Origin of the sequence: Gardnerella sp. Marseille-Q9185, from assembly GCF_046508745.1 — a bacterium.
Classification (GTDB): Bacteria; Actinomycetota; Actinomycetes; order Actinomycetales; family Bifidobacteriaceae; genus Bifidobacterium; species Bifidobacterium greenwoodii.
Genome location: NZ_JBKFWK010000001.1, coordinates 466,687 through 491,588, shown reverse-complemented (window position 1 = coordinate 491,588; position 24,902 = coordinate 466,687). Strand labels below are relative to the sequence as shown.

At 43.6% G+C, this 24,902-nt stretch carries 11 protein-coding genes, 1 other RNA gene and 4 pseudogenes; 14 read left to right on the top strand and 2 right to left on the bottom strand.

The genetic code is table 11. The features are described from left to right. Window positions 1–275: 275 nt before the first annotated feature. Window positions 276–1,085, bottom strand: a complete 810-nt coding sequence (gene rnc / locus ACLD5M_RS01890; protein ID WP_410314459.1) for a ribonuclease III — start codon at window positions 1,083–1,085, stop codon at window positions 276–278. Window positions 1,086–1,181: 96 nt separating this feature from the next. Between rnc and ACLD5M_RS01885 the strand changes: the two are divergent. The 13 genes and pseudogenes from ACLD5M_RS01885 to ACLD5M_RS01825 form a co-directional block, all read left to right on the top strand. Beyond that, window positions 1,182–2,886: pseudogene (locus ACLD5M_RS01885) on the top strand (ABC-F family ATP-binding cassette domain-containing protein); the annotation flags it as partial. Between the two features lie 140 nt (window positions 2,887–3,026). After that, a pseudogene (locus ACLD5M_RS01880) lies at window positions 3,027–3,263 on the top strand (ABC transporter C-terminal domain-containing protein); the annotation flags it as partial. A 36-nt stretch (window positions 3,264–3,299) separates the two neighbouring features. Continuing rightward, on the top strand, window positions 3,300–4,061 hold the full coding sequence (gene rph, locus ACLD5M_RS01875; RefSeq protein ID WP_410314458.1) for a ribonuclease PH: 762 nt from the start codon (window positions 3,300–3,302) through the stop codon (window positions 4,059–4,061). A gap of 24 nt (window positions 4,062–4,085) precedes the next feature. Beyond that, complete coding sequence (locus ACLD5M_RS01870; RefSeq protein ID WP_410314457.1) at window positions 4,086–4,772, top strand: non-canonical purine NTP pyrophosphatase; 687 nt, start codon at window positions 4,086–4,088, stop codon at window positions 4,770–4,772. Window positions 4,773–4,865: 93 nt separating this feature from the next. Next, window positions 4,866–5,012 carry a hypothetical protein gene (locus tag ACLD5M_RS01865; protein WP_410314456.1) on the top strand — a complete coding sequence of 49 codons (147 nt, stop codon included), beginning with the start codon at window positions 4,866–4,868 and terminating at the stop codon, window positions 5,010–5,012. Window positions 5,013–5,202: 190 nt separating this feature from the next. Further along, window positions 5,203–6,951, top strand: coding sequence for an ABC transporter permease (locus ACLD5M_RS01860; RefSeq protein ID WP_102694593.1), 1,749 nt, complete (start codon window positions 5,203–5,205; stop codon window positions 6,949–6,951). A 78-nt stretch (window positions 6,952–7,029) separates the two neighbouring features. Beyond that, window positions 7,030–7,855 (top strand): annotated as a pseudogene (locus ACLD5M_RS01855) (ABC transporter ATP-binding protein); the annotation flags it as partial. 62 nt (window positions 7,856–7,917) lie between these two features. After that, window positions 7,918–8,544: pseudogene (locus ACLD5M_RS01850) on the top strand (AAA-associated domain-containing protein); the annotation flags it as partial. Between the two features lie 267 nt (window positions 8,545–8,811). After that, window positions 8,812–9,180: a 50S ribosomal protein L19 gene (rplS, locus tag ACLD5M_RS01845; protein ID WP_004127473.1), complete on the top strand. Its 369-nt coding sequence runs from the start codon at window positions 8,812–8,814 to the stop codon at window positions 9,178–9,180. Window positions 9,181–9,207: 27 nt separating this feature from the next. Further along, the gene (gene lepB / locus ACLD5M_RS01840) at window positions 9,208–10,026 is read left to right on the top strand and encodes a signal peptidase I (protein ID WP_308582252.1); all 819 of its coding nucleotides are present in this window, start codon (window positions 9,208–9,210) and stop codon (window positions 10,024–10,026) included. A gap of 82 nt (window positions 10,027–10,108) precedes the next feature. Next, on the top strand, window positions 10,109–10,813 hold the full coding sequence (locus ACLD5M_RS01835; protein WP_410314455.1) for a ribonuclease HII: 705 nt from the start codon (window positions 10,109–10,111) through the stop codon (window positions 10,811–10,813). Between the two features lie 257 nt (window positions 10,814–11,070). After that, window positions 11,071–13,626 (top strand): ABC transporter, encoded by a 2,556-nt coding sequence (locus tag ACLD5M_RS01830; protein WP_410314539.1) that lies wholly within the window; start codon window positions 11,071–11,073, stop codon window positions 13,624–13,626. A gap of 1 nt (window position 13,627) precedes the next feature. Further along, window positions 13,628–14,350 (top strand): HNH endonuclease family protein, encoded by a 723-nt coding sequence (locus tag ACLD5M_RS01825; RefSeq protein WP_410314454.1) that lies wholly within the window; start codon window positions 13,628–13,630, stop codon window positions 14,348–14,350. Between the two features lie 126 nt (window positions 14,351–14,476). Here ACLD5M_RS01825 and ssrA read toward each other — a convergent pair. Further along, window positions 14,477–14,873: a transfer-messenger RNA gene (ssrA, locus tag ACLD5M_RS01820) on the bottom strand. Between the two features lie 436 nt (window positions 14,874–15,309). Between ssrA and ACLD5M_RS01815 the strand changes: the two genes are divergently transcribed. Beyond that, window positions 15,310–24,828, top strand: a complete 9,519-nt coding sequence (locus ACLD5M_RS01815; protein WP_410314453.1) for an InlB B-repeat-containing protein — start codon at window positions 15,310–15,312, stop codon at window positions 24,826–24,828. Window positions 24,829–24,902 lie beyond the last annotated feature (74 nt).

Here is a 24,902-nt window from a genome sequence, read left to right as displayed (position 1 = left end):
TTTGGAGGGTTTGGTCTGGTGTGGCGCTCCAAACGTGGGAATTTTATCTCGTGTTTGGAGGGTTTGGTCTGGTGTGGCGCTCCAAACGTGGGAATTTTATCTCGTGTTTGGAGGGTTTGGTCTGGTGTGGCGCTCCAAACGTGGGAATTTTATCTCGTGTTTGGAGGGTTTGGTCTGGTGTGGCGCTCCAAACGTGAGGAAAGTTTCTCGCATTTGGAGGGTTTATTGTTGCTCTGCGCTCCATTTGTGAGATTACTGTCTCGCGTTTGGAGCATTCACTCGTTAGTGGAATTCGCGCGCGCGTCGAGCGCGTGCCAAGCGACTTCTGCAGCCGCAAGTTGCGCTTTACGTTTGCTAGATCCGCTTCCAACGCCAAGAACTTCGTCGCCGTCCTTGTGCGCAAGAACTGCTCGCGCCTCAAAAACTGGAGCATATTCAGGCCCAGAAACAGCCATACGATACTCAGGATCTTCTAAGCCCATATCGTGCGCCTTAACCGTAAGCGAAGTCTTCCAATCAAGCGCTGGGCCTTCTGTTAAAACTTCCGCCAAAGTGTCATCAATCAAACGATGCACCACAGCGCGCGCTTCATCAATACCGTGTTCAACAAAAGTTGCGCCAATAAGCGCCTCAACAATATCGCAAAGAATCGAATCCTTATTATTTCCGCCCTGCTCCATTTCGCCGCGGCCGAGTAAAATATACGGCCCAACATGCAGCTTTTCGCGCGCAACAGCAGAAAGCGCCCATTCAGACACAGCTTTCGCTCGCATCTTCGCAAGTTGACCTTCAGTCATATCTGGATGCGCAGAAAATAGCGTTTCTGTAGACACGAGCTCTAAAACAGCATCTCCCAAAAACTCAAGTCGCTCATAATTTCTAGTACCTGGATGCTCGTGCGAAAACGAGCGATGCGTAAGCGCTTCTACCAAAAGATCCGGAGAAATAGTTGTGCCTAAAGCGTCTAAAAGCTCCTGAGTTGGGTCACCAGCGCGAGCCTCGCCGTCGTCTAATCTTAAAACTCCACTTGCTTTATGCGCACTCTTCGTATTGTGCTGATTTTCTTGATTATTTTGAGTCTTCATAACAGCACTATTATAGTCCACATTGCCAACACGCACGCTTTTAGATCAAGTTAGATTAAATCTGTTCGTAGAAGTCTGCAGCTATATTTGTGCATTATGCCTACGTATGATTTGGGATTAGAACGAGTTTCGCTAGAGTTTGCTACAAAAACGATTTTTACTGATGTAACTCAAGGTGTTTTTGAAGGCGACAGGATTGGTATTGTTGGTCGAAATGGCGACGGAAAGTCAACGCTACTTCGAATGCTTGCCGGTAAAATGCAGCCTGATTCCGGTCGCGTAACTAAGCGTGGAGGGCTTACTTTTGGCATGCTAGACCAGCGCGATCCTTTAGATGATAACGCAACTGTGCGTAAGGCCGCTTTGGAAAATCGTGAGGATTACGAGTGGGCTGCAGACCCGCGCTCTCGCGAAATCGTGGAAGCCCTTCTTGGCGGAATCAATTTGGAAGCAAAAGTTGGTACGCTTTCTGGCGGTCAGCGCAGGCGAGCTGATTTGGCAAGATTGCTTCTTCATGACTGGGATATTTTGGCTTTGGATGAGCCTACGAACCATTTGGATGTTGTGACAATTCACTGGCTTGCTGAGCACCTGCTCCACCGTTGGCAAGACGGCCAGGGTGCGCTTTTGATTGTGACTCACGATCGCTGGTTCTTAGATGAGGTTTGCACTTCGATGTGGGAAGTTCACGACGGCGTAATAGACCCGTTTGAAGGCGGCTACAGCGCGTACATGCTTCAGCGAGTTGAAAGGGAGCGTCAGGCGGATGTGCGCGAGGAGCGTCGCAGAAATTTGGCCAGAAAAGAGTTGGCATGGCTTTCACGCGGTGCTCGTGCGCGTTCTACTAAGCAGAAGTTCCACGTAAAGCAGGCTCGCGAGCTTATTGCAGACGTGCCTCCAATGCGCAATACTTTAGAATTGAAGAAAATGGCAACTTCGCGTCTTGGCAAGCAAGTTGTTGATTTGATTGATGTTACGCAAATTTTTGACGATGCTAATCAGCTAAAAAATATTGATCCTGATATTGCAGAAAGCGCTGCTACTGCAGAAAAATCAAATAAAGTAGACATTGTAGAATCTGCTTTTGCGCAACCAACTCACGTAGGAAGCGTTACGATTGCAGTCGACGAAAATCAAGAAAATCTTTCTGAAGAAAATCCGGAAACTGCTGCAGCAGAGCGAAAAACTATTACCGGCCGCATGATTCTCGACGATGCAACATGGCTAATCGGTCCTGGAGATCGTTTCGGAATTGTTGGCGCAAATGGTGCCGGAAAATCAACGCTATTAAGCATTATTGACGGCTCGCTAAAACCTACGGTTGGTCGCGTGAACATTGGTAAAACCGTAAAATTTGCTGTGCTTTCGCAGCGCCTCGAAGAGCTTGAAAAACTTGGAAAATATAAGGTTAAGGAAGTTTTAAGCCGCTACAAGCCAAGCTACATTATTGACGGCAAAGAAGTTACTCCCGGTCAGCTTATGGAGCGTCTTGGTTTTAAGCCGGAACAGCTTATGACTCCGATTGCGGATCTTTCGGGCGGTCAAAAAAGGCGTATGCAGCTGCTGCTTATTTTGCTAGACGAGCCAAATGTGCTGATTATGGACGAGCCTGGTAATGATTTAGATACCGACATGCTGGCTGTTATGGAAGATTTGCTTGATACTTGGCCTGGCACGCTTATTGTGGTTTCGCACGATCGCTACTTGCTTGAGCGCGTAACTGATCAGCAGTTTGCGCTGATTGATGGCAAAATCCGTCATCTTCCTGGCGGTGTAGACGAGTATTTGCAAATTGTAGAAAAATTGCAGCGCGAGCACGAAAATAATATTAATTCTGCAAAAACGCAAAATAGTAACGAAAGTAACGAAAGTAGCGAAAATAACAAAAATAGCGGAAATAGCGAAATAAATTCAGCAAGTGCAGCAAGTGCAGCTTCAGTAAGTGCGCCGAAACTTACTGGTAAAGCCTACCATGATGCCACAAGACGCGTGGCAGCAATTGAGCGAAAACTTGCAAAACTTGAAGATCAAAAATCAAATATTGAGTCTCAAATGGCTTCTCACGATCCGAGTGACTTCGTTGGTCTTCAAGCTCTTAACGAAGAATTGCAACAAAATGCGCAAGAAACTAGCGATCTTGAAGAAGAGTGGATGGAACTTTCTGATCAGCTGCAGTGATTAGAAGATAACAGCCACGTGCTAAATTTGTGGATTATGGCTCAAATCAAGGATATGCTGGAATCTGTAAAACCAATTCGCGTAGACGGTCGTGACGTTGACGAGCTTCGCCCTGTGCGAATTACACGTAAATTTACTGACGTTCCTGAAGGCTCTGTGCTTATTGAGTGCGGGAATACGCGCGTTATGTGCACTGCAACTTTTACTGTTGGTGTTCCTCGTTGGCGCAGAGATTCCGGATTAGGGTGGGTAACTGCCGAATATTCTATGCTTCCTCGAGCTACTGCTGAGCGTACCGATCGAGAATCTGTGCGCGGAAAAATTGGCGGTCGCACGCATGAAATCAGTCGTCTTATTGGTCGCTGCTTGCGTGGAGTTGTCGATATGAAAGCCATGGGTGAGTGCCAGATTCAAATCGATTGCGATGTTTTGCAGGCAGATGGCGGAACTCGCACGGCTTCCGTAACTGGAGCTTATGTAGCATTGGTAGATGCTCTTAATTGGGCTGAAAAGAATGGTCATATTCGTTCCGCTGCAAGCGTTATTAAAGATGCTGTTTCGGCGGTTTCAGTAGGCGTTATTAACGGAACTCCTATGCTTGATTTGCCTTATGTTGAAGACAGTCAGGCTATGACAGATATGAACGTTGCTATGACTGGTTCCGGTACGTTTATTGAAATTCAGGGAACTGCTGAGCATCGTCCGTTTAATCGCGACGAATTAAATACTTTACTTGATTTAGCAACAAAAGGTAATCGTGAGCTGCAGAAAGCGCAAAAGGCTGCTTTAGCAAAATAGTAAACAGATTGAAGGAGAGCGGGCGTGAAACTTGTTGTGGCAACACATAATGAGGGAAAACTCGTTGAAATTAAGCGTATTTTAGCTGAACAGTTAAATCAGTTAGCAGACAGGTTTGAACTTATTACTGCGGGTTCTCTTGGTTTGCCAGATCCTGTGGAAACCGGAGTTACTTTTGAGCAGAATGCGTTGCTTAAAGCTCGAGATGTTGCTTCAAGAACTGGCTTACCTGCTATTGCGGATGATTCGGGCATTATTGTTGATGTTCTTGGCGCGGCTCCTGGAATTTTGTCTGCTCGTTGGAGCGGAGTTCATGGTGACGATAAAGCTAATAATGCTCTTCTTCTTAAGCAGCTTTCGGATATTCCTGATCGGTTCTTAACAGCTCGTTTTCGTTGTGCGGCTGCTCTTGCTATTCCAGATGCTTGTAGTGAAGTTCCTGAGGGCAGTGTTATGCTGCACACTCACGGTTTTGAAACGGTTAGAATGGGGGAGATGATTGGTCATCTTCTTCGCGAAGAGCGCGGAACTAACGGTTTTGGCTACGATCCGCTTTTTGTTCCAGACGAGCAGCCTATTCGTGACGGCGTTCAAATGGAAGGTTTAACTAGCGCTGAGCTTACTCAGGAAGAGAAGAATAGTATTTCTCACCGCGGCCACGCTTTGCGTGCTTTGTTGCCTGAATTGCAAGCTTTGTTTATTACAGAATAAATAGCTTTGACTAAATTTCTCTATGTGCAGTGTGCCTTGACACGGGTTTAATCGTTATTTATAATTAGCACGGCGTTAAGGAGGTGATTTGCCGTGAAACATGACAGTAATAGTCATAATTCTAGTACTTGCACTACGAGTGAAGGTTCTGACGCTATTGGCAGTAGTAGTTCGGACGTTCCTCCTGAATATATGAAGCCGGCAATCACCGCATTTAGGTTGCAAAGATTGCAAAAATAAAACTTACGAAATCTGCAAAACTTACTTGGAGACTTGCGAAAAAATAAAAAGTAAGCTGCAATTCTTGAGCTTAAAAAGCAATCAATGGTGATACGGCTACATAAATCAATCTAAAAATAAATCTGAAAAAGATTTAATAAAATATAAGTAAAGGTAAATAAGCCTTTAGTTCCTATTAGAGGACTTTATTATGACCGTATTCACAACTTCGCGCAAGGAAGGCGCAGGCGCACAGGTTGACGAGAACACTCGCTTCTGGTCCGATATTATTGTGTGCGTAGGCATTATTGCTGTTTTTGGCGTAACTGCTTTCCTTATTCAGCGCATAAATCAGCCGATTGGTCCAAGCGGTATTCCTTCTAAAGTGTCTACCGACTTAATTAATCTTCCGTACTACACTTTGCGCTCAGTGTTTCGTATGCTTCTTGCGCTAGTGGCATCTCTTATTTTTACTATTGTTTATGGCTCTCTTGCAGCTCGAAGTCGAAGGCTTGGCAAGGTGCTTATTCCGCTTTTGGATATTTTGCAGTCCGTGCCAATTTTGGGCTTCCTTTCGGCGACGGTTACCATTTGGTTGGTGATTTTCCCTGGATCGATGCTGGGCGTTGAAGCTGCTTCGATTTTCGCTATTTTTACAAGCCAAGCGTGGAATATGACTTTTTCCTTCCACCGTTCGTTGCTTAGCGAGCCGAAGGAGTTAGACGAGGCGGTTCGTAGCCTTAAACTTACGCATTGGCAGCGCTTCTGGGTTTTAGATATGCCAAACGCAATGATTCCGCTGCTTTGGAACTGCATGATGTCTGTTGGTGGCGGATGGTTCTTCCTTACCGCTTCGGAAATGATTTCCGTTAATAATCACACTTATGCTCTTCCTGGCATCGGTAGCTTTGTTGCACAATCTGCTGCAGATAATAAGCTCGGGAATATTTGGTGGGCAATTGCTTCTATGGTTGTGGTTGTTTTGGCGCTTGACTTCTTCTTGTGGAAGCCACTTACTGCATGGGCTGAGCGTTTCCGAATTACGCAGAGCGCTTCGGACAATGAGCGTCACAGCGCTATTTTGACGCTTATTCGTCATTCTCACGCGGATGAGGTTATTAGCAAGCTTTTCTTGCCAATTAGAGAGTGGCTAGAAAAGATTACTCGTCCGCTTGGCCGCACAGGAGCTAAGTGGCCTCATAAAGCTTCGCAGCGCAAGTTTGGAGACTGGGCGTTTAACGTTTTAATGTTCCTTATTGTTGCAGCAGGTGTGGTGCATATGCTTTACTTTGTGCATACAACTGCAGGATTGCAAGAGTTTATTACAGCAGGCATGCTTGGCGGAATTACTTTTGTGCGAGTTGCTGTTTTGATTCTTATTAGCTCGCTTATTTGGGTTCCAGTTGGTGTTTTAATTGGCATGAATCCAAAGATTTCTAGAATTATGCAGCCTATTGTGCAGATTCTTGCCAGCTTCCCAGCAAACTTTATATTCCCATTTGCAATGGCTTTGTTTATGGCTTGGCACATTGACTTGGGTTGGGGAAGTATTATTTTGATGGCTCTTGGCACGCAATGGTACATTCTTTTCAATGTTATTGCTGGCGCTAGCGCTATTCCAGATGATTTGCGTGAAATGACACGCAGCTTTAGGCTGGCTCGAGTTTTACGTTGGAAGACGCTTATTTTGCCTTCTATTTTCGGTTCTTGGTGCACCGGCGGTATTACAGCTGCAGGTGGCGCTTGGAACGCTTCGATTGTGTCGGAAATCGTTGAATACGGTAAGCATCATATGTCTACTGCAGGTTTGGGTGCTTATATTACCAACGCAACTACTATGGGAGATACTGCTCGCACTCTGGTTGGCGTAACTGTTATGAGCTTAATTGTTGTTTTAAGTAATCGACTATTCTGGTCGCCTCTACAACGTATTTCCGAAAAACGCTACGTATTGAATTAGCTGAATTAAATCAACTAATTAAATCATCTAACTGGATCAGCTAAAATAACAAATTTTATAAAACAGATTGGCAAAATTATGAATACTTTGAAAAGCAATGCAAAAACAGTGCAATCCTCAATTACAAGCGATATTATCGACGCAAAGCACATCAGTCAAAGCTTCACTTCCGACAGCGGTACAACTCAGCATGTTTTGCACGATATTTCTTTCACTCTTCGAGAAGGCGAAATCGTAGCAATTTTGGGACGTTCCGGTGCTGGAAAATCAACCTTCCTTCGCACAATGGCTGGTCTTGTGCAGCCAACAGAAGGCACAGTAACGTATCGTGGTCGTGAGCTTACAGGCCCAAACCCGGGGGTTGCAATCGTATTTCAAACCTTTGCTCTTATGCCGTGGCTTACCGTGCAAGACAATGTGGAGCTTGGTTTGCGAGCTAGAGGTGTTAGCAAAGAAAAGCGCACTGAACTTGCGCTCGCTGCAATTGACGCAATCGGTTTGGACGGCTTTGAAACAGCTTACCCAAAGGAGCTTTCCGGCGGTATGCGTCAGCGCGTAGGTATTGCGCGTGCGTTGGTTTTGCGACCGGATGCGCTTTTTATGGATGAGCCGTTCTCCGCACTCGATGTTCTTACTGCAGAAAACTTGCGCCAGGAAGTTCTTAAGCTTTGGTCTAGCGAGGAGCGCGATATTAAGTCTGTGCTTATTGTTACGCACAATATTGAAGAAGCTGTGCAAATGGCTGACCGTGTGGTTGTTTTAGGTTCACATCCGGGTCACCTAATTGCAGACGTTCAGGTTGATTTGCCTCGCCCTCGAGATAAGCACAGTGCTGAATTTGAGGCTATGGTTGATAATCTGTACGCTATTTTGACCGGTTCTGCTCCGGAAAGTGCTTCTGAGCAGGAGAGTTCACAGTCTAATGATTTGCAGAACCAAACTCAAGCTGCAGATACTGAGGATGCTGAAGATAACGAAGCTGCAGCAATTGCAGATATGCTTATTCAGCGTCATCATGACGATGAGGATGAAGACAAGCAAGGCGAAGATGAAGCTGAATCTGGAGAGTCGAAGGCAGAGCCTGTGTCGGTTCGTTTGCTTCCAAACGCAACCCCAGGCGGTATGGCAGGTTTGCTTGACGTTATTTCAGAAAATCCAGACGGAATTGATTTGGCTGATTTGGCAGCAGACTTGTCGTTTGAAATCGACGATTTGTTCCCGCTTGTTGATGCTGGAACAATGCTTAATCTTCTTACCGCAGAAAACGGCCATATTACTATTACTTCTGCTGGTGAAGAATGGCATAACGCCGACATTTTGCATAGTAAGCAAGTTTTTGCGCGACTAGCTATTGAGCATGCGCCTCTTGTTCACGCAATTGATCAGGCTTTGAGTCGTAACCGCAACGGTAAGCTTCGTGGCGAGTTGATTTTGGATTTGTTGCGCAGTAAGCATACGGATGCGCTTGCTCGTCAGCAGTTTGATATTGCGATTAGCTGGGGTCGTTACGGTGAGTTGTTTGATTACGATGCCGACGATGACGAGTTGACTCGTACTGTTGAAACTGCTCCTTTGGACGGTGTTGCACGCTAAAATAGCTTGAAATAGCTTGAAATAGCTTGAAATAGTGTGCAATACTGCTCATTAATAATGTCCATTATTGTGCATAAATTTGATACTTGTATGCTTTCGATAAAAGGATGCCGCATAGTTCTTTTATCTTTAGGTCTAGTCGCTTCTTATTTAAGATTGCGCGGATCGAAAGCCCCCTAAAAAGCGAACTTTTTGGGGAAAATTGCGTAGCGCATTTGCTGCTAACGCTTACTATGCGTCGGTATGCGGCGGCGATGGAGGAATATTATGGTAAATGCTGTAGAAGCATTTGATGCTAAGCATCTTAAGGCAGCTGAGGAAATCCCAGCTTTCCGTCCTGGCGACACTGTTGACGTTAACGTTAAGATTCAGGAAGGTAACAACACTCGTATTCAGACCTTCACCGGTGTGGTGATTGCTCGTAAGGGTGCTGGCGTGCGTGAAACTTTCGTTGTGCGTAAGGTGAGCTTCGGTACTGGTGTTGAGCGTCGTTTCCCACTTCATTCCCCAGCTATCGATTCGATTAAGCTGGTTCGTAGCGGTCGCGTTCGTCGCGCTAAGCTTTACTACTTGCGCGCTTTGCGTGGTAAGGCTGCTCGTATTGCCGAGCGTCGTGATAACAGCGCTGCTAAGTAAATCAACCTTAAAGTGAAGGATTAAATTATGTCTGATGGCACGCAAATTAGCGATACTCACATCGTTGCTGTAGCGGGTCATGGTGTAGATCCTTCACCGGTTCCACCTGAACCGGAAGGTTATGAGCCTTCCGGTTTTGGCGGTTTTAGGAAAAATAGAAAAAACAAAAAAAATAGTAAAGAGAGCCGAAATATCAAACGTTTTGCTCATGCTCGTAATCAAAAAAGCGGAGATCATTTTTCTCTTAAAGACGCTTTAGTTTGGTTTGGTATTCCAGTTTTTGTAGTGTTAATTATTCGCCTGTTTTTGCTCGGCGCGTACACTATTCCTTCCGGTTCTATGCTTGACACTATTCACATTGGTGATTACGTTGTTACATCAAAGCTAACTCCTAGAGTATTTCCTCTGCATCGCGGAGATATTGTAGTTTTTGAAGATCCTGCTCATTGGCTAAGTGGAGAATCTTCTAATGGTTTAGTTGGCAAGGATTTGATTAAGCGTCTTATTGGTTTGCCTGGAGATACTGTGGAATGTAAGGGTGCGGGGGAGCCTGTTACGGTTAACGGTGTTCCGGTTCGCGAATCTGCTTACATTCGTCCTGGTGTTGACCCAAGTGCTTTTCCTTTTAAGGTAAAGGTTAAAGCTGGGCATGTTTTTGTTCTTGGAGATAATCGTGCTAATTCTGCAGATTCTCGCTACCATCGTAACGATGGGGATGATGGTTTGGTGCCGATTTCTAAAATCGAGGGCGTTGCAGTGTTCCGTACGTGGCCTTTGGATCGAATTGGTTTTTTGGACGAGCATCATGATGCTTTTGACGATGTTCCAAGCAAATCTGCGAATTAAACCGAAATTAAACAACAACTAATCCGAAATTAAATCGCGAATTAAACTTGTAAATTAAACTTATGCAAGTAAAGTCTTAATTATGCCGAAAGAATCTTCTAAAATACCTCTTACGCCATCTCTTGATAATGAAAAAAGCTTGCTTTGCGAAGGTTATGATTGGATTATTGGCCTAGATGAAGTTGGCCGCGGATCTCTTGCAGGTCCGGTAATGGTTGGAGCTGCCGCTATTTGTAAAAATCAAATCGAAGCGCAAACAATTCCTGAAGGTTTAGCTGATTCTAAACTACTTACTGAGCGTCGTCGAGAAGACTTATTTAATCCTCTTCAAAAATGGTGTACTTCTTGGGCTGTTGGATCTTGTACTAATAAAGAAATAGATGAGTGGGGTATTAGTTATGCGCTTGGCGTTGCGGCTTTGAAAGCAATCGCAAAAGTCGAGGAAGATATTCAAATAAGTAAAAAAGAAAACACTCGTATTGCAGCAATATTGGATGGTCCATGCGACTACATTGATAAAGTTGCCAACACTTTTGACGCACCATTTGTGCCGATTCCTGTAAAAGTGCATACTCTTGTGAAGGCAGATCGTCAATGTGCAAGTGTTGCGGCTGCTGCAGTTTTGGCAAAAGTTACAAGAGATAATCTTATGGTGATGTTATCTAAAAAACCGCAATATGAAGCCTACGATTGGGCGCATAATAAAGGCTACGGTTCGTTAGCTCATCGAAACGCAATTAAAGAAGTAGGGCCTAGCGATTTGCACAGACTGTCTTGGAATTTATAAACAAGTGAATTTATAAACAAGTGAATTTATAAACAAGTTTTAATAAGTGTAGATTGTTCTTGCCAAATCTACGCAAATGTTAAATTGCCTTCTTTTTGGCGAATGTTTCAAAGCTCCAGAACGGCTTAAAATCAACATAATTTAGCGGTAGCCGGCGTGTTGATGGTGTGTGTGAAGCGTAATCTTAAAAGCGGTGGGGGAACTTATTTTTGGAAAAATTTGCAATGAGTATTCGTAATGAAGAAAAGGATCAGGAGATGATAAATCGCTGTTTTGCGTTCGTTCCAGGAATTAAGCATTTAGTTGCTTTAAGGTCGGCGTGCCTAGCGATTTCTTATCTTATGAATATTGCATTTGCTTACGTTTGTGTTGGAATGCTCTCTCCAGTTCTTCGCCCAGTTCGTTCAGTTGGAACTTCTTTAATGAGTTCTGTTGAATTTACTTCGTATATTATTGCTTTAGTTGCTATTATTTTTATAAAATACGCGGCTTTTCACTGGTCTTCGACTATGCAAACAGATATTGAGTCGCGTGTTGCAATGCGTTTGCGTCCAAAAATGCTTCATGCAATGCTATCTTTAAGATCTGCAAATATTGAAGAAACTGGAGATTTTGTAAATTTTTCAGTAAATGACGATATTTCTGCAATTCAGCGTTTTATTGCCGTTCTTGTGCCTCAAATCGTTGCGGCTATTCCTATTCCAGTAGTTATTTCTGCTGTGCTATGCACGGTAAATCCTGCTATTGCTGGCATTTGCGCTATATCTGCAATGTTTAATATTGCGTCTCTTGTGCTAGTTTTGCTTATGCGTTATGCATTTTGGCGTTGCGTTAGTGCGTTGTGCTCTTATGTTATTGCTGCAATAGCGATTGTTGCTACGGTTTGGTTATCTAGTGTAAAAGGCGTTGGTCTTGCTGCAGCGTTGCTAACAATGCCTTTGCTAATGCTTAGTGTCCAGCCGTTTAGAGCTGTTAGCAAGTATATGCATGTTATTCGTGATGCTGTGCTTGGAATGGAGCACGTTGAGTCTTTATTGCGTACTGTAACAGATTCTAACGCTCCAATAGCTTTTAGTGATGACGGTTCAACATTATCTTTGCCAGATGGTTCTACGAATATTGCTCTGCGCATGCGCTGCGATATTAAATGCAATGGTAGTAATAATAACGAATTTGAGCGTCTATCTATAGTTGCGCGCTCTGGTGAGCTTCAAGTAGTTCCAAGCAAATATCAGTCTGATATGCACTCGTACATACTTTCTGGAACTGGGTTTAACAAAAACGCCGACGTATTGCTGTCTTATAGCGATCGTTACGAAGTTCAGGAAGATGATAATTCTCCATTTGTTTCGCTTGATACTTTTGGGGAAGGCGGAAATTCTTCGTATCTTTCTCTAAATGATGCTACTTATGGTGCTCTTGCAGATATTGTTACTGTTGTTAGCGAAAAAAGTCACCTGTTTTCCATGACTTTGCGCGAAAACTTACTTCTTGCTGCTCCAAATGCAACAACTACTGCTATGTGGGATGCTTTGCGAGCTGCTAGAGTAGATGGCGTTGTTTATGCAGATTATGACGGATTAGATATTCCTATTGATCGTTTGCTAAATAATCCTGATTCAGCATACAATCCGGAAGATATTATTCGTCGAATTATTCTTGCGCGCGCTTTACTTCGTCACACTCCTGTTTACATTTTCGACTATTGTGCGCAAGATATTAGCGAATCAGAAGCCGAAAAAATTATTAAGATTTTGCGTAGAGTTGCGCGCTCTGCAACTGTAATAGTTTTAATGCCTAACGATGCTGGTTGCACTTCTGCGGATGCTAAAGTTACTGTGGAATCTTATAGGCATATTTTGGATAGTAAGTCGGGCGAAATTCAAAAATCGCAAGCAAGTGTGCAAATAAAAAATATCGCACCTATTTCTGCTGTTATTTCCGAATCTAGCAAGCGTAACATTTCCAAGTTTAAGCGCGCTATTTTTGCTATTCTTTCTACGTTTATTACAGCACTTAATTTTGCGGCAACAGTGTGTATTCCTGTAACTATTGTTTCTGCAATGTTTGCTGTTGCTGGCAGACCAATCTTTGGTTTTGTAATGCAACAATGCGTTATGGTTGCTGTTTTATGCATGGCTATTAGAGCTTTTACTCTTGTGATTTCTTTTGCAGGTTTAGACATTCATAACGAGCGTTGGCATAAGGCTCATATAAGTATGAATGTTGGAATGGTTTGCGCTGTTATTCCGCTAATTGTTGTGCTTTACTATTTCAACAAAAACTTATCTTATATTGCGATTGCAGCATGCTTGATTATTGTGTTTGTGCTGCCTAGATACTTGCTTATTCGTTCAAAACATGTTGTAAATAAGCTTCGTCATGAAAAGAATGATGTTGAGTGCGAAGTGAACGATATTGAGCTTGGTATTGATGAGATTCTTGCTTTCCGTCAAGGTGAGCATTGTGTAAATAGAATGATTGCTTCAATGAAAAAAGTTTCGCAACAAGACATGCGTTTAGCACGTAAAATAGCCGGCATCTCCTCGTTTATACTAGCTTTGGCGTTGGCAAGTATTGCTGCTGCGGCGCTGGTTGTGGCAAATACTATTCATCCTGTTCCAACGAATCTTCCAGCATGGAGCACAGTATATGCTGTTATGGCAATGGTGTTGCTTGTGATTATGATTCAGCAAGTTATTGACGTTGTTTTGCAGCGTATACCTTCGATGGTAAGAACGAGTGGTAAAGCTGGTAAAGCTGGTAAAGCGGCTGGTAGGGCAGCTGCAGCAGCTGGAGCATCTGGTAAATAGTATGTATAGTCACAAGCAGCGTAAATTTTCAAAAAGACAGTTAGCTGCAATTTTTTGGATGATTATACTTGCTGTACTAATTGGCGTTGCTGTTGGCTTACTTTTGCCAAAGATTAGTAACAATGTAGGCAAGATTACTGGTGAATACGAAGCAAGTGGAGATGCTGCTAAAGCGCTTAAAAAGCTTCGTGTAGCGAAACCGTATCACAAAGGCTACGAGCGTCAAGTATTTGGGTATCGCACTACGGATGAAGATGGCAACGGTTGCGATGTTAGAGAAGATGTTTTAGCTCGCGATTTGCGAAACGTGAAATACAAGTACGCTGGCTCGTGCAAAGTGCGCTCAGGGCTTCTTCATGATCCGTACACTGGATTGGATATTAATTTCGTACGTGGCCGTAAAACCAGCGCTTTGGTGCAAATAGATCACGTTGTTGCTTTGCAAAACGCTTGGGAATCTGGGGCTTGGAATTGGAATGCTTCAAAAAGGTTGAAATTTGGCAACGATATGCTTAATTTACTTGCTGTGCAAGGCGCGGCAAATCAAGAAAAAGGATCTGCTTCTGCAGCGTACTGGCTTCCTTCTAACAAATCATTTAGATGCGAATATGTGGCTCGTCAAATTGCGGTCAAATATAAGTATGGGCTTACTGTAACGCGTGACGAGAAGCAGAACATGCTGGCTGTATTGCACAATTGCGGTGCGCAAGGGCTACCAAGGTGACTGCGGCATAAATAGCGCAGTGGTGAGTAGTTTATGTCGCTTTTTGGTCGCCTTAGTACTTGCGAATACAAAACGCCACTGTTTACCTGTTGCGTTAGCTATGGTAGAGCAGTGGCGTTTTTGCGTTTGTGGAGTCGCGGGGAATTGAACCCCGGTCCGGTGACCGTACCCTCGGTCTTCTACGTGCGTAGTCTGCTGGCCGTGCGGCAGTTTTTCTGCCCCCATGTTATCGCAGACAATTCATGGCGAGCATATCTACAGTAAAAGTCCCTGAATTGCCCTGCAGCTCGGCAATTCAAGCAAGTCTTCTAATGACGTTCAGCACCACCCCGAAGACGTGAGTGGGTGAACGGAGCGGCTGCTCACTGGTTAATCCTGGCGCGAAGCTCAGGCAGCGAGAGCGAACTCAGTGCGATTAGATTTAGCACTTATTCTTTTGCGAAAGGACGTTTACGAGTGGACTTTCGCATTCTCGGCACGCTTCCCCGCGGCGAACAGATCGCCGTCGAAACCGATCGACCCCTTTTGAATTTTCAAATATTCGCTGCGTTAAAGCAGACTTTACTATAGTACAACATATTCTGTGCGGCTGCTATGTGTAAGTTACTATGAGTGAGTTGTTGTGAGTGAGTTGCTGTGCGTGAGTTGCTGTACGCAAGCTGCTGTACGCAAGCTGCTGTACGCAAGCTGCTGTATATAAATGATACGGATTGCATAAAAGGATAATTATAAAAGTTTGATGGGGGGGGGGTATAATGCTAGGGCATGTAGATATGATATGACATTTTGAAGATTTAATGAATTGTGTGGATTTGCTTATTTATTACTTTTAAGCATATTAAGCAATTGTTTATTTCGTGAATACATACTCTACAGGTGTATTGTATATAAGTTATAATTTATATGAGATTTGTGCGTAATATTTTACAAATTTGTATTGGTTGGATTAAGGAGAAGTAATGGCTGTTAGCAAGGATTTGCGTGGTGGATCAGTTAAAAAAGCGCTTCATAAAGCTGAGAATGCTAATAAAAATCCTAATGCTAAAAAAGCTGTGAACGCCGAAAAGACTACGTCGCTAAAGGCTACGGCAGTAAAGCCTGCTCGTTTTAATCGCGGTGTTGCTGGCGTTGCTGTTGCTTCGACTTTAGCCATGATGCTTCCGTCCGCTGCCGCTTCTGCACTGCAGATTAACCAGCAAAATATTGTTGATAGTGCAAATGTTGTTAGCAAAGCCGGCAAGGGTAATTTGCGATCGCAAGAGCTTAACATGCTTCGTTGGGGTGTGGGAGCTAGAAGAGAAAGCAGGCAGACTAAGGCTTTTGTGGAAATTGCGCGGCGTGCGATTGAAGCGCAAAAGCAGCGTGAAAATGTTGAGAACGTTCAGAATGTGCAGCCTGAAATTTCTTCTGAGGATTTTAATGGCAATAAGTCTGCCACGCCTACAAAGACGTCTGAAATTAAAAATACAACTTCAGTCTCAAAGGCAAATGTTACTTCTTCAGAAAATACAGCAAGTGCTACTGAATCGGCTAATCCGCCAGCTAGTGCTCAGTCCTCTGAGCCTGCGAAAGCTAAGCAGTCAGAAGTAAATCCAGTTGATACTCCTGCAGTGAATCAACCTGTGCAGCCGACTACAAAGCCAGAATCAGCGCCAACTGCAAAACAAGATGAAAAGAATCCGGCAGAAGTAAAGCCAGAATCTACTCCTACTGCGAAACAAGTTACAACGAAGCCGGCAGAAGCAAATAAGCCGGAAACAAATGCTGGTGGCGTTAAGCCTGCAGAGGTTAATTCAGCTGAAAATGCGCAGACTGCATCTGAGCAGCCAGAAAATGCGCATACAGTAAGTAATGTAAATACACCAAAAGTGCGTAAACCTAGGTCTGCTGAGAATAACGGTGGTGATAATAGCGGGAGTAGTGTACCTTCTGCGGAAAATGTAACTGCATCTCCTGCTGCATCTTCTGCAAATAATGCGCCTACATCTCCGACTGTAGATTCTACAAATAATGTACCTAATACTCCTGCTGTGACACCTGCAGCTAATACAGTTACACCGTCTACTCCTGTAACTTCAACAAGTACAGCATCTAACGCTGGTGCTGGAACTGCAGCGAGCACAAGTGCAGATACAACTGCACAAGACAATAAACAAAAGCAAAGTGCAGAAAGCTCTACACAAGGTTCACAAGGCTCTGAACAAGGTTCAAATGCAAGCGGCTCAGGCGCAAATATAAACGCTACGCCTTCAACTAATTCATCGAACTCTGATCCACAGAATCGGTCTACGCAGAACAATAATCCAACGCCTTCACCTGCTTCAACGTCTACTCCAAACGCTGGCACACAGAATGCTGGCTCAGCAACAACTAATAACACAGCAACTGATCCAAATAGCCAGGTAATTAAGCCGAATGAGCAGCATCCAACGGCAGGCAGCACCAGTGAAGCCAACAGTCAGGTACAAACCGACAAAAAGCCGGAAGTCACGTACAATTTGCAAATTCGCTACACGATTGGCGGCGCTGCGAATAAGCAGCTTGTGCAGCCGTACGAGCTTACGATTGACGTTGAAAAGTTGAATAAGCTTGACGATGTTAATAGTTACGAATACATTGAGCTTCCAAAGTCTGCTGGATACCGCCCGTCCGTATATCATTCTGGTGATTACCAGTACTACGTTAAAAAAGGTGAGGGAGATAAAAGCAAGTTTGTTATTGACGACGGTACAGATGCTGATGCTGTTCGCTACTTGCGTTTAAGCAAGAAGCTGATTACTGATTACGCTGTGAAGAAAAGGCCGGCTGTTGGTGGCAACAACAGTGCTCAATCTTCGCAGAATCCATCGTCTACGCAGTCAGGTTCGGACGATGGCATTCAGTACTACGGCGAGCTGAACATAAACTACGCTCCTAAAACAGCTAAGTACTATGTGCGTCACTTGGTGCAGCAAATTGACAATAAGAACGAGTTTAAAGAAGCGCCTAATATTGGCAAAGCCATTGTTGTAGAACATAAAATTAAAGGCGATGATGGCAATGTTACAACAACTAAAGAAGTTATACACGTTACGGAGATTACTGGCACAGTTGGCTCGGATGTAACAGCTATTTCAACGTATATTCCAGGCTACGAGCCTGAACATAATCTTATTAGCTCGCCGCTTTCGGATTCTGAAGACGAAAAAGACAAGCTAGTTTTGAACCTCCGCTACTACCGTAAGGCATATGAAGTTACTTACGATTCTGCTGGCGGCACGGATGTTACTGCTCAAAAAGTGTATTATGACCAGAAAGTGCCTCCAGTTCCAGAACCTACGTATCGTGGTCATACGTTCCTTGGATGGCAGGTAGTAAAACCTGGAGATAGTAGTTCTAGTGGTCCACTAATTAAAGGAACTAGTACTAACTACAAGATGCCGGATCACAATGTGCAATTCCGCGCAGCTTGGTCAGCTAACGCTGCCACTAACTACCGTGTGAACGTGTGGGTGCAAAAGGCGGATTTGGTTGATAAAGAGCATCCGAATTCGCTTGCAAACTACGACTTTGTTGGTCTTGTTGAGCGCAAGAATGTGCAAACTGATAGCGACGTTGCGCTTGATAAGATGAATGACGCAGGCGTTATTACGGAAGCTAATGTGCTTAATGGCAAAAGCGAAGAAGATTTTGTAACGAACCCGGAGCTTGGCTTAACTAGAGAAGAGCTGCAGGGCAAAAAATCTGATCACACAGACGGCTTAATTGCAAAGTTCAACTGGATGAACGATACGCCTGTAACAAGCTTGGAAGGGTACAATACCACGAATCCTGGTGCCGCTGAAAACAAAGGCAAGGATTTATTCACGCGCTACTTCCATGTGAATAAGGATCTTACTAAAAAGCTTAACCTTGAGCAACATGATCTTGTGCCGGGTCGCCCAGATTTAGGTAAACGCAGTAAATCGCAGCTTTGCGCGGACGACTTAAACAACACTCTTAACTTAGTTTACGATCGCAAAGAGTACGAGCTTATTTTTGCTAAGCCTGCTGTGAATGATACTGAGTCTTTCAAGAATTCTGCTATAACGAAAATAGACGAAAATGGCAAAAAGACTATTTATTGCTATGCTGGTGGCGGTGAGTGCTCAGATAAGTATGATGATAAAGGTAAAGATGATAATGGCATTGAGATTAACCATAAAGGTTACCGCGTAAAGGTTCGTTACGGTCAAAAGCTTAATGATATTTGGCCAACAGCAACAGAAGTAGATTATGGCGACGATGATTTAAGCTTAGCTTCTCTTGGATGGTGTGTTGGATATGCGGGTGAATACAAGTATCGTGACACTCCTCCGTATCGTTTTACTAAAAAAGAATTTGCTGATCCTGAGTTCCGTGCAGTGGGTAATAAGTTTACGCTTAAAATTAGTGATGATCCTTCGGATTCTAATGCACAACAATATGAGTTAAAAGATGATCAGCGTTTGATTACATCTGAAGCTACCTCTCGTGACAACGATTTGCCATATACGGTTGTTATTAAAAAACAGAGTATTGCATCTAAAAAAAAGGGCGATACTGGCAAAGATATTAAGTATGAGATTTCTAGCGATTCCTATGCGAAGGATGATACTAAAAATGATGACTACAAGTACACTGCGCCTTCTATTGCTGGTTTTAAATCAGAAAAAGTAGATACTGAACGTTTGTCTATCGATGACTTTTATGAGAAAGTGCATGATATTTATGAAGAGTTAACAGGTGAAGAGGCTCCAGATGATGCTCCAGAGGAAGATAAGGACACTTTTCCTGACCCTGATTATACTTCTGACGAAGATGATGATGATGGAGGACTTGCTCTTAAAAATTTAAATGATGCTATTGCTAAAAGACTTAAAGAGGATCCGGCATATAAGAAATATTACGAGTTTAAGAAAAAGTATCATATTAACTATCATCCTTATTATGTTGGCATTGAAGGAAAGCTTAAGTTTGGGGACGACAGTGTTCCTAGCGAAAAATTGGAAAAAAACGGGATAATAACTGTCGATTACAACCGCAAGTCGTACGATGTACAGTTTTATAATGCGGACGGCAATGCTATAAAGGACGGCAGTGTCGCTGCTACAGAAGAACTGCCGTTTGAGTATAGCTTGACCAAGCGCGGCAAAAAAGATTTGACGGGCGAAGACAAAGAGCTATACGGAAACGATACGTCTTACGATGCTTCTGTAACTAAAGACGATGCTGACGATACGTCTAAGCAGTTCGATGGCAAGTACACTTTCACGCTTAATGGTACTAAGTACTCTATCGAGCGCCCTGAAAATTTGCCAAAAGACTACGTGTTTAAGGGCTGGGCTCTTGATCAGGCTGGCACTCGGTTTATAAATGGCGAAGACAAAGATATTACAGTGCCAGTCAATGGCATTAAGCTTTACGCTGCGTGGGGTCTTCCAACTGATATTAAGCACACTGTAACGCTTGATTACAATATGAATCAAATCGGCAATGACGGTAAAGAGAAGCCTGATACTGACGTAAAGGAAACGAGGACAGTTAATCGTTATGATTCGCTCGACGAAAAGAAAATTAGTATTCCAACACGCAAAGGCTACGACTTCTACGGCTGGGAGCTTGTTAAAAAGGGCAATGAGGTAGTAGCTGCTAATACTCCGTACGCTTTCGGCAACAAAGTAGTAGAAGATATAACGCTTAAAGCAGTGTGGATTGAAGATACTCGCTACAACGGTACTTTTAAGCACGTGTTCTTAAAGCCAGGCGTAACGTTTAAGCAGTATAATGATGCTAAAAATAATCATACAGAAGCTGATCTTGTAGATCATGTTTCCGAGCAAACAGTTTCCGGCTTGCGCGAGCATTTGCGCTACAATGCTGAAGCAGTCTACAGTGACGAAACGCACTTCCCAGATAAGCATTTCACAAGCTTTGAAGCCTCGAGCATTGAGAACCAGAATACTGGCGAGTTTGTTTACCAAACGTACAATACGCGCAAGTATAAGGTTCGCTATGTAACTATTGGTGAGGATGGCAAAGAAAAGGATCTTCTTCCAGAAAGCGAAGTCAGCTCTGTAAACAGAAAGTACGACGTAGCATTCTACAAGCCTATTGAAGGCTTTATGCCAGAAACTACGCAGCAGATTATTACGTATGACACTTACGATGATGGTAAGCAAAAAGCTGATACGATTCCTGAAATCAAATTCGTATATGACGACGTTCGCGTGCTTAAGCGCAATGACGATAAGCAAGCTCGCCCGGATCACTACACGCGCTACGTGTTCCAAGTGGATAATAAGCAAAGCTCTATGGGCAGCGTTGTTGACTGGCAAGGAAACAATGTAGCTGACGGCTCTGCTCTTGTGTACGACGCAATTAAGGGCACGAAGGCATATCAGATGCCGCTTCCAACAGTAAAAGCGAAGCCTGGATTTGAGTTTGAAAAATGGACTTCTAAGATTTATATAGATGATGGAAAAGGTGGGCAAACAGGTACTGATGGTTTCGACCGTCTGCCAATTCTTTCTGAGTCTCAACCTAATCCGAAGGTTGTTTACACTGTTCACTTCAAGCTGAAGGCTCCTGTTGCAATAGATACTAAGATTTTGAAGCCAACAGATGCTTTGAATCTGGATAATAATTCAGCTAAGAAGCTTATAAAGAATGCTGATAAGTATCCAAGTGACGCTAAGTTCAGCTTTGTGCAAGGCGAAAAGTTTGACAGCACTCCGGGCTTGCACAAGATTAAGGTGCAAGTGCATCTTGATGGAAATACTGCTGAAACTGAAGTGCTGTACCGAGTGCTTCCAGATTTGGTGTACGCAAGCGATTGGGATAAGTTTAGCAAAAGCGACTACGGCATCAATAATGCTAAGGACTACGTTCCAATTACCTTTACCGGCAAGAATGATGAAGGCACTATTATTGGTCACGATACGACTGGCACTACTCCTTCTACTGTCGGAACAACTACGCTTACTGCTTACGTTTATAAAGGTAAGGAAGTTAGAATCCGCGTGCCGCAAGCTTTCGGTAAGGATCACAGTGACCAGCATTATCACTACGTGTTTAAGGGATGGACTACTAGCCCTGAAACCGACCCTGCAAAGATAACTAATTACGATATTAAGTCTGAAGATCGCTACAAAACAGACACGTTCAGTAAGGATGTTACTTACCACGCTGTTTACAAGAAGATTGACTACTTCTCGAGTTCGTCCGACGGCGGTGAAGTTCCTAAGGATGCTGTAGTTGCAATCTTCAAGCCTGCTCCGGGTAGATTGTGGAATGACAAAACAAGTGGCCCTAAGGTGTTCTACGTAAAGAAGGGCACTGATCTTGAGAAGATTAAAAAAGACGGAATTAAAGCATTAGACTGGCTTAATAAGAAGTTAACTGGTGCTACTGGTAAGTGGTCTCGAAGCAGTATGCGTAATGATGGATCTGACGTTAAAGCTATTGAACCAGTTACAAATTGGACTGTTAATGAATCCTTCCAAGAGTTCGTGGCAGATCAAACAGCTTTAGCTACTCCAGAAGTTAAGAGTAATACTTTGCTTGCAATTCGTGGAGATAAAACGACTCTTCCAGAGCCAAAAGATTACATTGCTAATTATTCTGTTTTTGACGGCGATAATAAGAATCCAAATGTAAAGAGTGTAACAGTTAAGTATGCATCATCTACTGCTCCAACTGTTGATAAAGCTGGCGTTTACACTGTTCCGTTAATAGTTAGTGTTACGTATAACGACGTGGAAAAGCCTGTTCCTTATAAGACTGTTGGCAAGCTTAAAGTAATGCACGACTTGATTTATGGTGAAAATGTAAAGGATCTTGGCACTCATCCATCTCAAGATGAGATAGATGAGCATAATGAAATAGTTAAAAATTATAAGAAGGTTAACTTCATTACGGATGAACGTTATGGAAGTATGGCTAGCGGTTCTCGAACCTTGTTCTACGCGCATACGGGCAAGACGTCTGGCGTAAAAGCTCCGCAGGCTATTGGCAGGGATTATGACGCTGATGGATACCATTACGTGTTCAAAGGCTGGAGAAAGGTTGAGACAGTTGTTGCTCCTGCTGAGAATAGCACTGGGCATACGCGTACAAGGCGTAGCTTGAATGATTATTCAGCAATTCCTGTCACTACTTTGATGGTAAATGGACCAGAATCTGTGACTAGCGTTGATGTGCCAGATACAAAGAAGGATCTTCTAACGGACGAGCAGATTCGTAATAAAATACATGATGCGGATACAACGTATGAGGCAGAGTACGATCAAATACAGAACGTAATCGACGCTTCCCAGCAAGACGAGATTCCAGACGGTTACGTTGCAACCATATTCCTTCCAGGATTTGGTAGAACGTGGGCTGACGGTTCGTATAAGCCAAAACTGCTGTATATTCGTCACGGAAAAGATAAAGAAGATAACATTAAGTTTGCTCAAAAAGTTGCAAGCGACACTGCTGCTAAACTTTCTGGTTTTACAAAGTGGCAAATGTATAATGCAAGCGGCGATAAGTCGAATATATTATTACATGACAATTGGGATATTAGCAAGCCGCGCATCTTCGTTGCTGAGCAAAATGGCGTTGACGATGTGAAGATTCCAGAAACAGTTATTGGCGTTGGTGAGGGTATTCCAAACATTAATAAGCTCATACATAACACTGACCCTAGAGTGAGTGTATCTGTAGATGAGAATGCTAAGGTTGATGTTTCAAAGCCTGGAATTTCAACAATTATGGTGAATGTAACTAAGCCTACTGATGAAAAAGATAAGACTACAGGAAAGCAAAAAACTGTTACAACTAAGTTGCCTGTACGCGTGTACGTTTTGCCAAAAGTTATTGCAGATAACGATTTGCCAGCTGAAGGCACTGCTGCGGCTAAGTTCATAGAAAAGAACTATACGAAGGTGACGTATGTAGCTGGAGATGGCGGAAGTTTGCAAAAATCGCCTCTTGAAAATGCTGGAGACAAGCCAGTTTCAGTATATTGGGTGCGAAATGACGCTACTAATTTGCTTATGCAGGTTCCAGACGTGCTTGCAGATAATGGCTACGTGTTCAAGAATTGGTCGCCTAATACGACTGAAAAGCCAGCGGCTCCGGCAGATAAACGCAAGGCCACAGAAGAAGAACGAGAAGCTTTGGCTCGAATGGCAATCATGGATGGTATGCCATATGTAGCAAAGTTGATTCGTAACTCAGATAAATCTACGCTTGCTGCTTTGCAAAATCTGCTGAACGAAGCGCAAAAGCAACATGCTGCGCAAGTCTACAATGCTAAGCGTGAAGAATTAGCTAAGATTGCAGAAATGGATGGCAAATCTTACGTAGCTAAATTGATTCGTGATTCTCGCCATTCTTCAATAGAAGCGTTGAAGAATTTGCTAAGTGAAGCGAAGATTGATGTTGATAGCATTGTTGAAAAGAATCTTCAAAGAGATAACCTTGCAAAAATTGCTAAAGAAGCTGGAAAGGAAAAACTTGCTGAAGAAATTAGTAAATCTAATGATTCCTTAACCGATTTGCGTACGAAGCTAGAGAAGGCAGGAATAGACTTAACATTTGCTAATTTTGAGAACGAAATTGATAGTTATGTTCTTGATGAACAGCGAGAAGTGCTCGCTGAGCTTGCTGATGAAGCAGATAAGCCATCTGTTGCAAAGATAATTCGCAGCTCCAAGAAGTCTAGCTTGGAAGCTTTGAAGCAGCTTTTGCGCAAAGCTGGAGTAAATCCAGAGATTTCGCTACCAGAGCCACAGCCAACGCGCGAAACCACTATTACTGCAAACTTCGAGCAGATGGATCCTGTGGAGTTTAAGTTTAGCGGCAAGGCGGTTGAGGGTGTTCCTGCAACGTTTACGCTTGCAAACTTAACTAAGGGAGTTCTTAAAGATGATGGAACAACTGATACAAACGCAACCGTTTCGGTGGATGGTAAGCCGTTTACTGTTAATGCGTTGTCTAGTAGTAGTAGTTTGAAACAGCTTGGAATTTCTTATTCTTGCGAAGGCACTACTTGCACAATTTCTGGTACGCCTAAGATTGTTGATGGTAAGAAGGTTGTTGAACTTACCTTCACGAGTGTAGATAAGTATGGTCGCAAAGCTAAGGTGACGGTTGATATTGAGGTGCTTCCAGCATCGAATGATGTTAATCCAACGCCAACTCCGGAGCCACAGCCGGAGCAGCCAGTTCCAGCGCCTGTTCCAACGCCTGAGATTCCGTTTGTGCCAGATTTTGCGCATTCTGTGATTCCTGAAGCTCAAGTTATAGAGCCTGAGGTTGAGCAGCCTGAGCCAGAAGAGCCACAACCAGAGCCAGAGTCAAAGCCTGTGCTCGCTAAAACTGGTAGTAATGTTGCGCAATCTGCAATACTTGCCAGCCTGTTAGCGTCTGTTGGTTTGGCTGGTCTCGCTGCAAAGCATAGGAGAAAGCGCGAAGACGGTAAGAATAACTAATCGAGTCGAGGGTGGTGACTAGAATAACGAAGGTTCCGGTTCACGCTTAGCTATTGGGGCTTTGCGACCCGGGT

What these genes read in the sequence shown, in the direction of transcription:
- rnc (WP_410314459.1), bottom strand. Translation starts at nt 1,085, where the DNA reads ATGAAGACTCAAAATAATCAAGAAAATCAGCACAATACGAAGAGTGCG.
- rph (WP_410314458.1), top strand. Translation starts at nt 3,300, where the DNA reads ATGGCTCAAATCAAGGATATGCTGGAATCTGTAAAACCAATTCGCGTA.
- ACLD5M_RS01860 (WP_102694593.1), top strand. Translation starts at nt 5,203, where the DNA reads ATGACCGTATTCACAACTTCGCGCAAGGAAGGCGCAGGCGCACAGGTT.
- rplS (WP_004127473.1), top strand. Translation starts at nt 8,812, where the DNA reads ATGGTAAATGCTGTAGAAGCATTTGATGCTAAGCATCTTAAGGCAGCT.
- lepB (WP_308582252.1), top strand. Translation starts at nt 9,208, where the DNA reads ATGTCTGATGGCACGCAAATTAGCGATACTCACATCGTTGCTGTAGCG.
- ACLD5M_RS01835 (WP_410314455.1), top strand. Translation starts at nt 10,109, where the DNA reads ATGCCGAAAGAATCTTCTAAAATACCTCTTACGCCATCTCTTGATAAT.
- ACLD5M_RS01830 (WP_410314539.1), top strand. Translation starts at nt 11,071, where the DNA reads ATGATAAATCGCTGTTTTGCGTTCGTTCCAGGAATTAAGCATTTAGTT.
- ACLD5M_RS01825 (WP_410314454.1), top strand. Translation starts at nt 13,628, where the DNA reads ATGTATAGTCACAAGCAGCGTAAATTTTCAAAAAGACAGTTAGCTGCA.
- ACLD5M_RS01815 (WP_410314453.1), top strand. Translation starts at nt 15,310, where the DNA reads ATGGCTGTTAGCAAGGATTTGCGTGGTGGATCAGTTAAAAAAGCGCTT.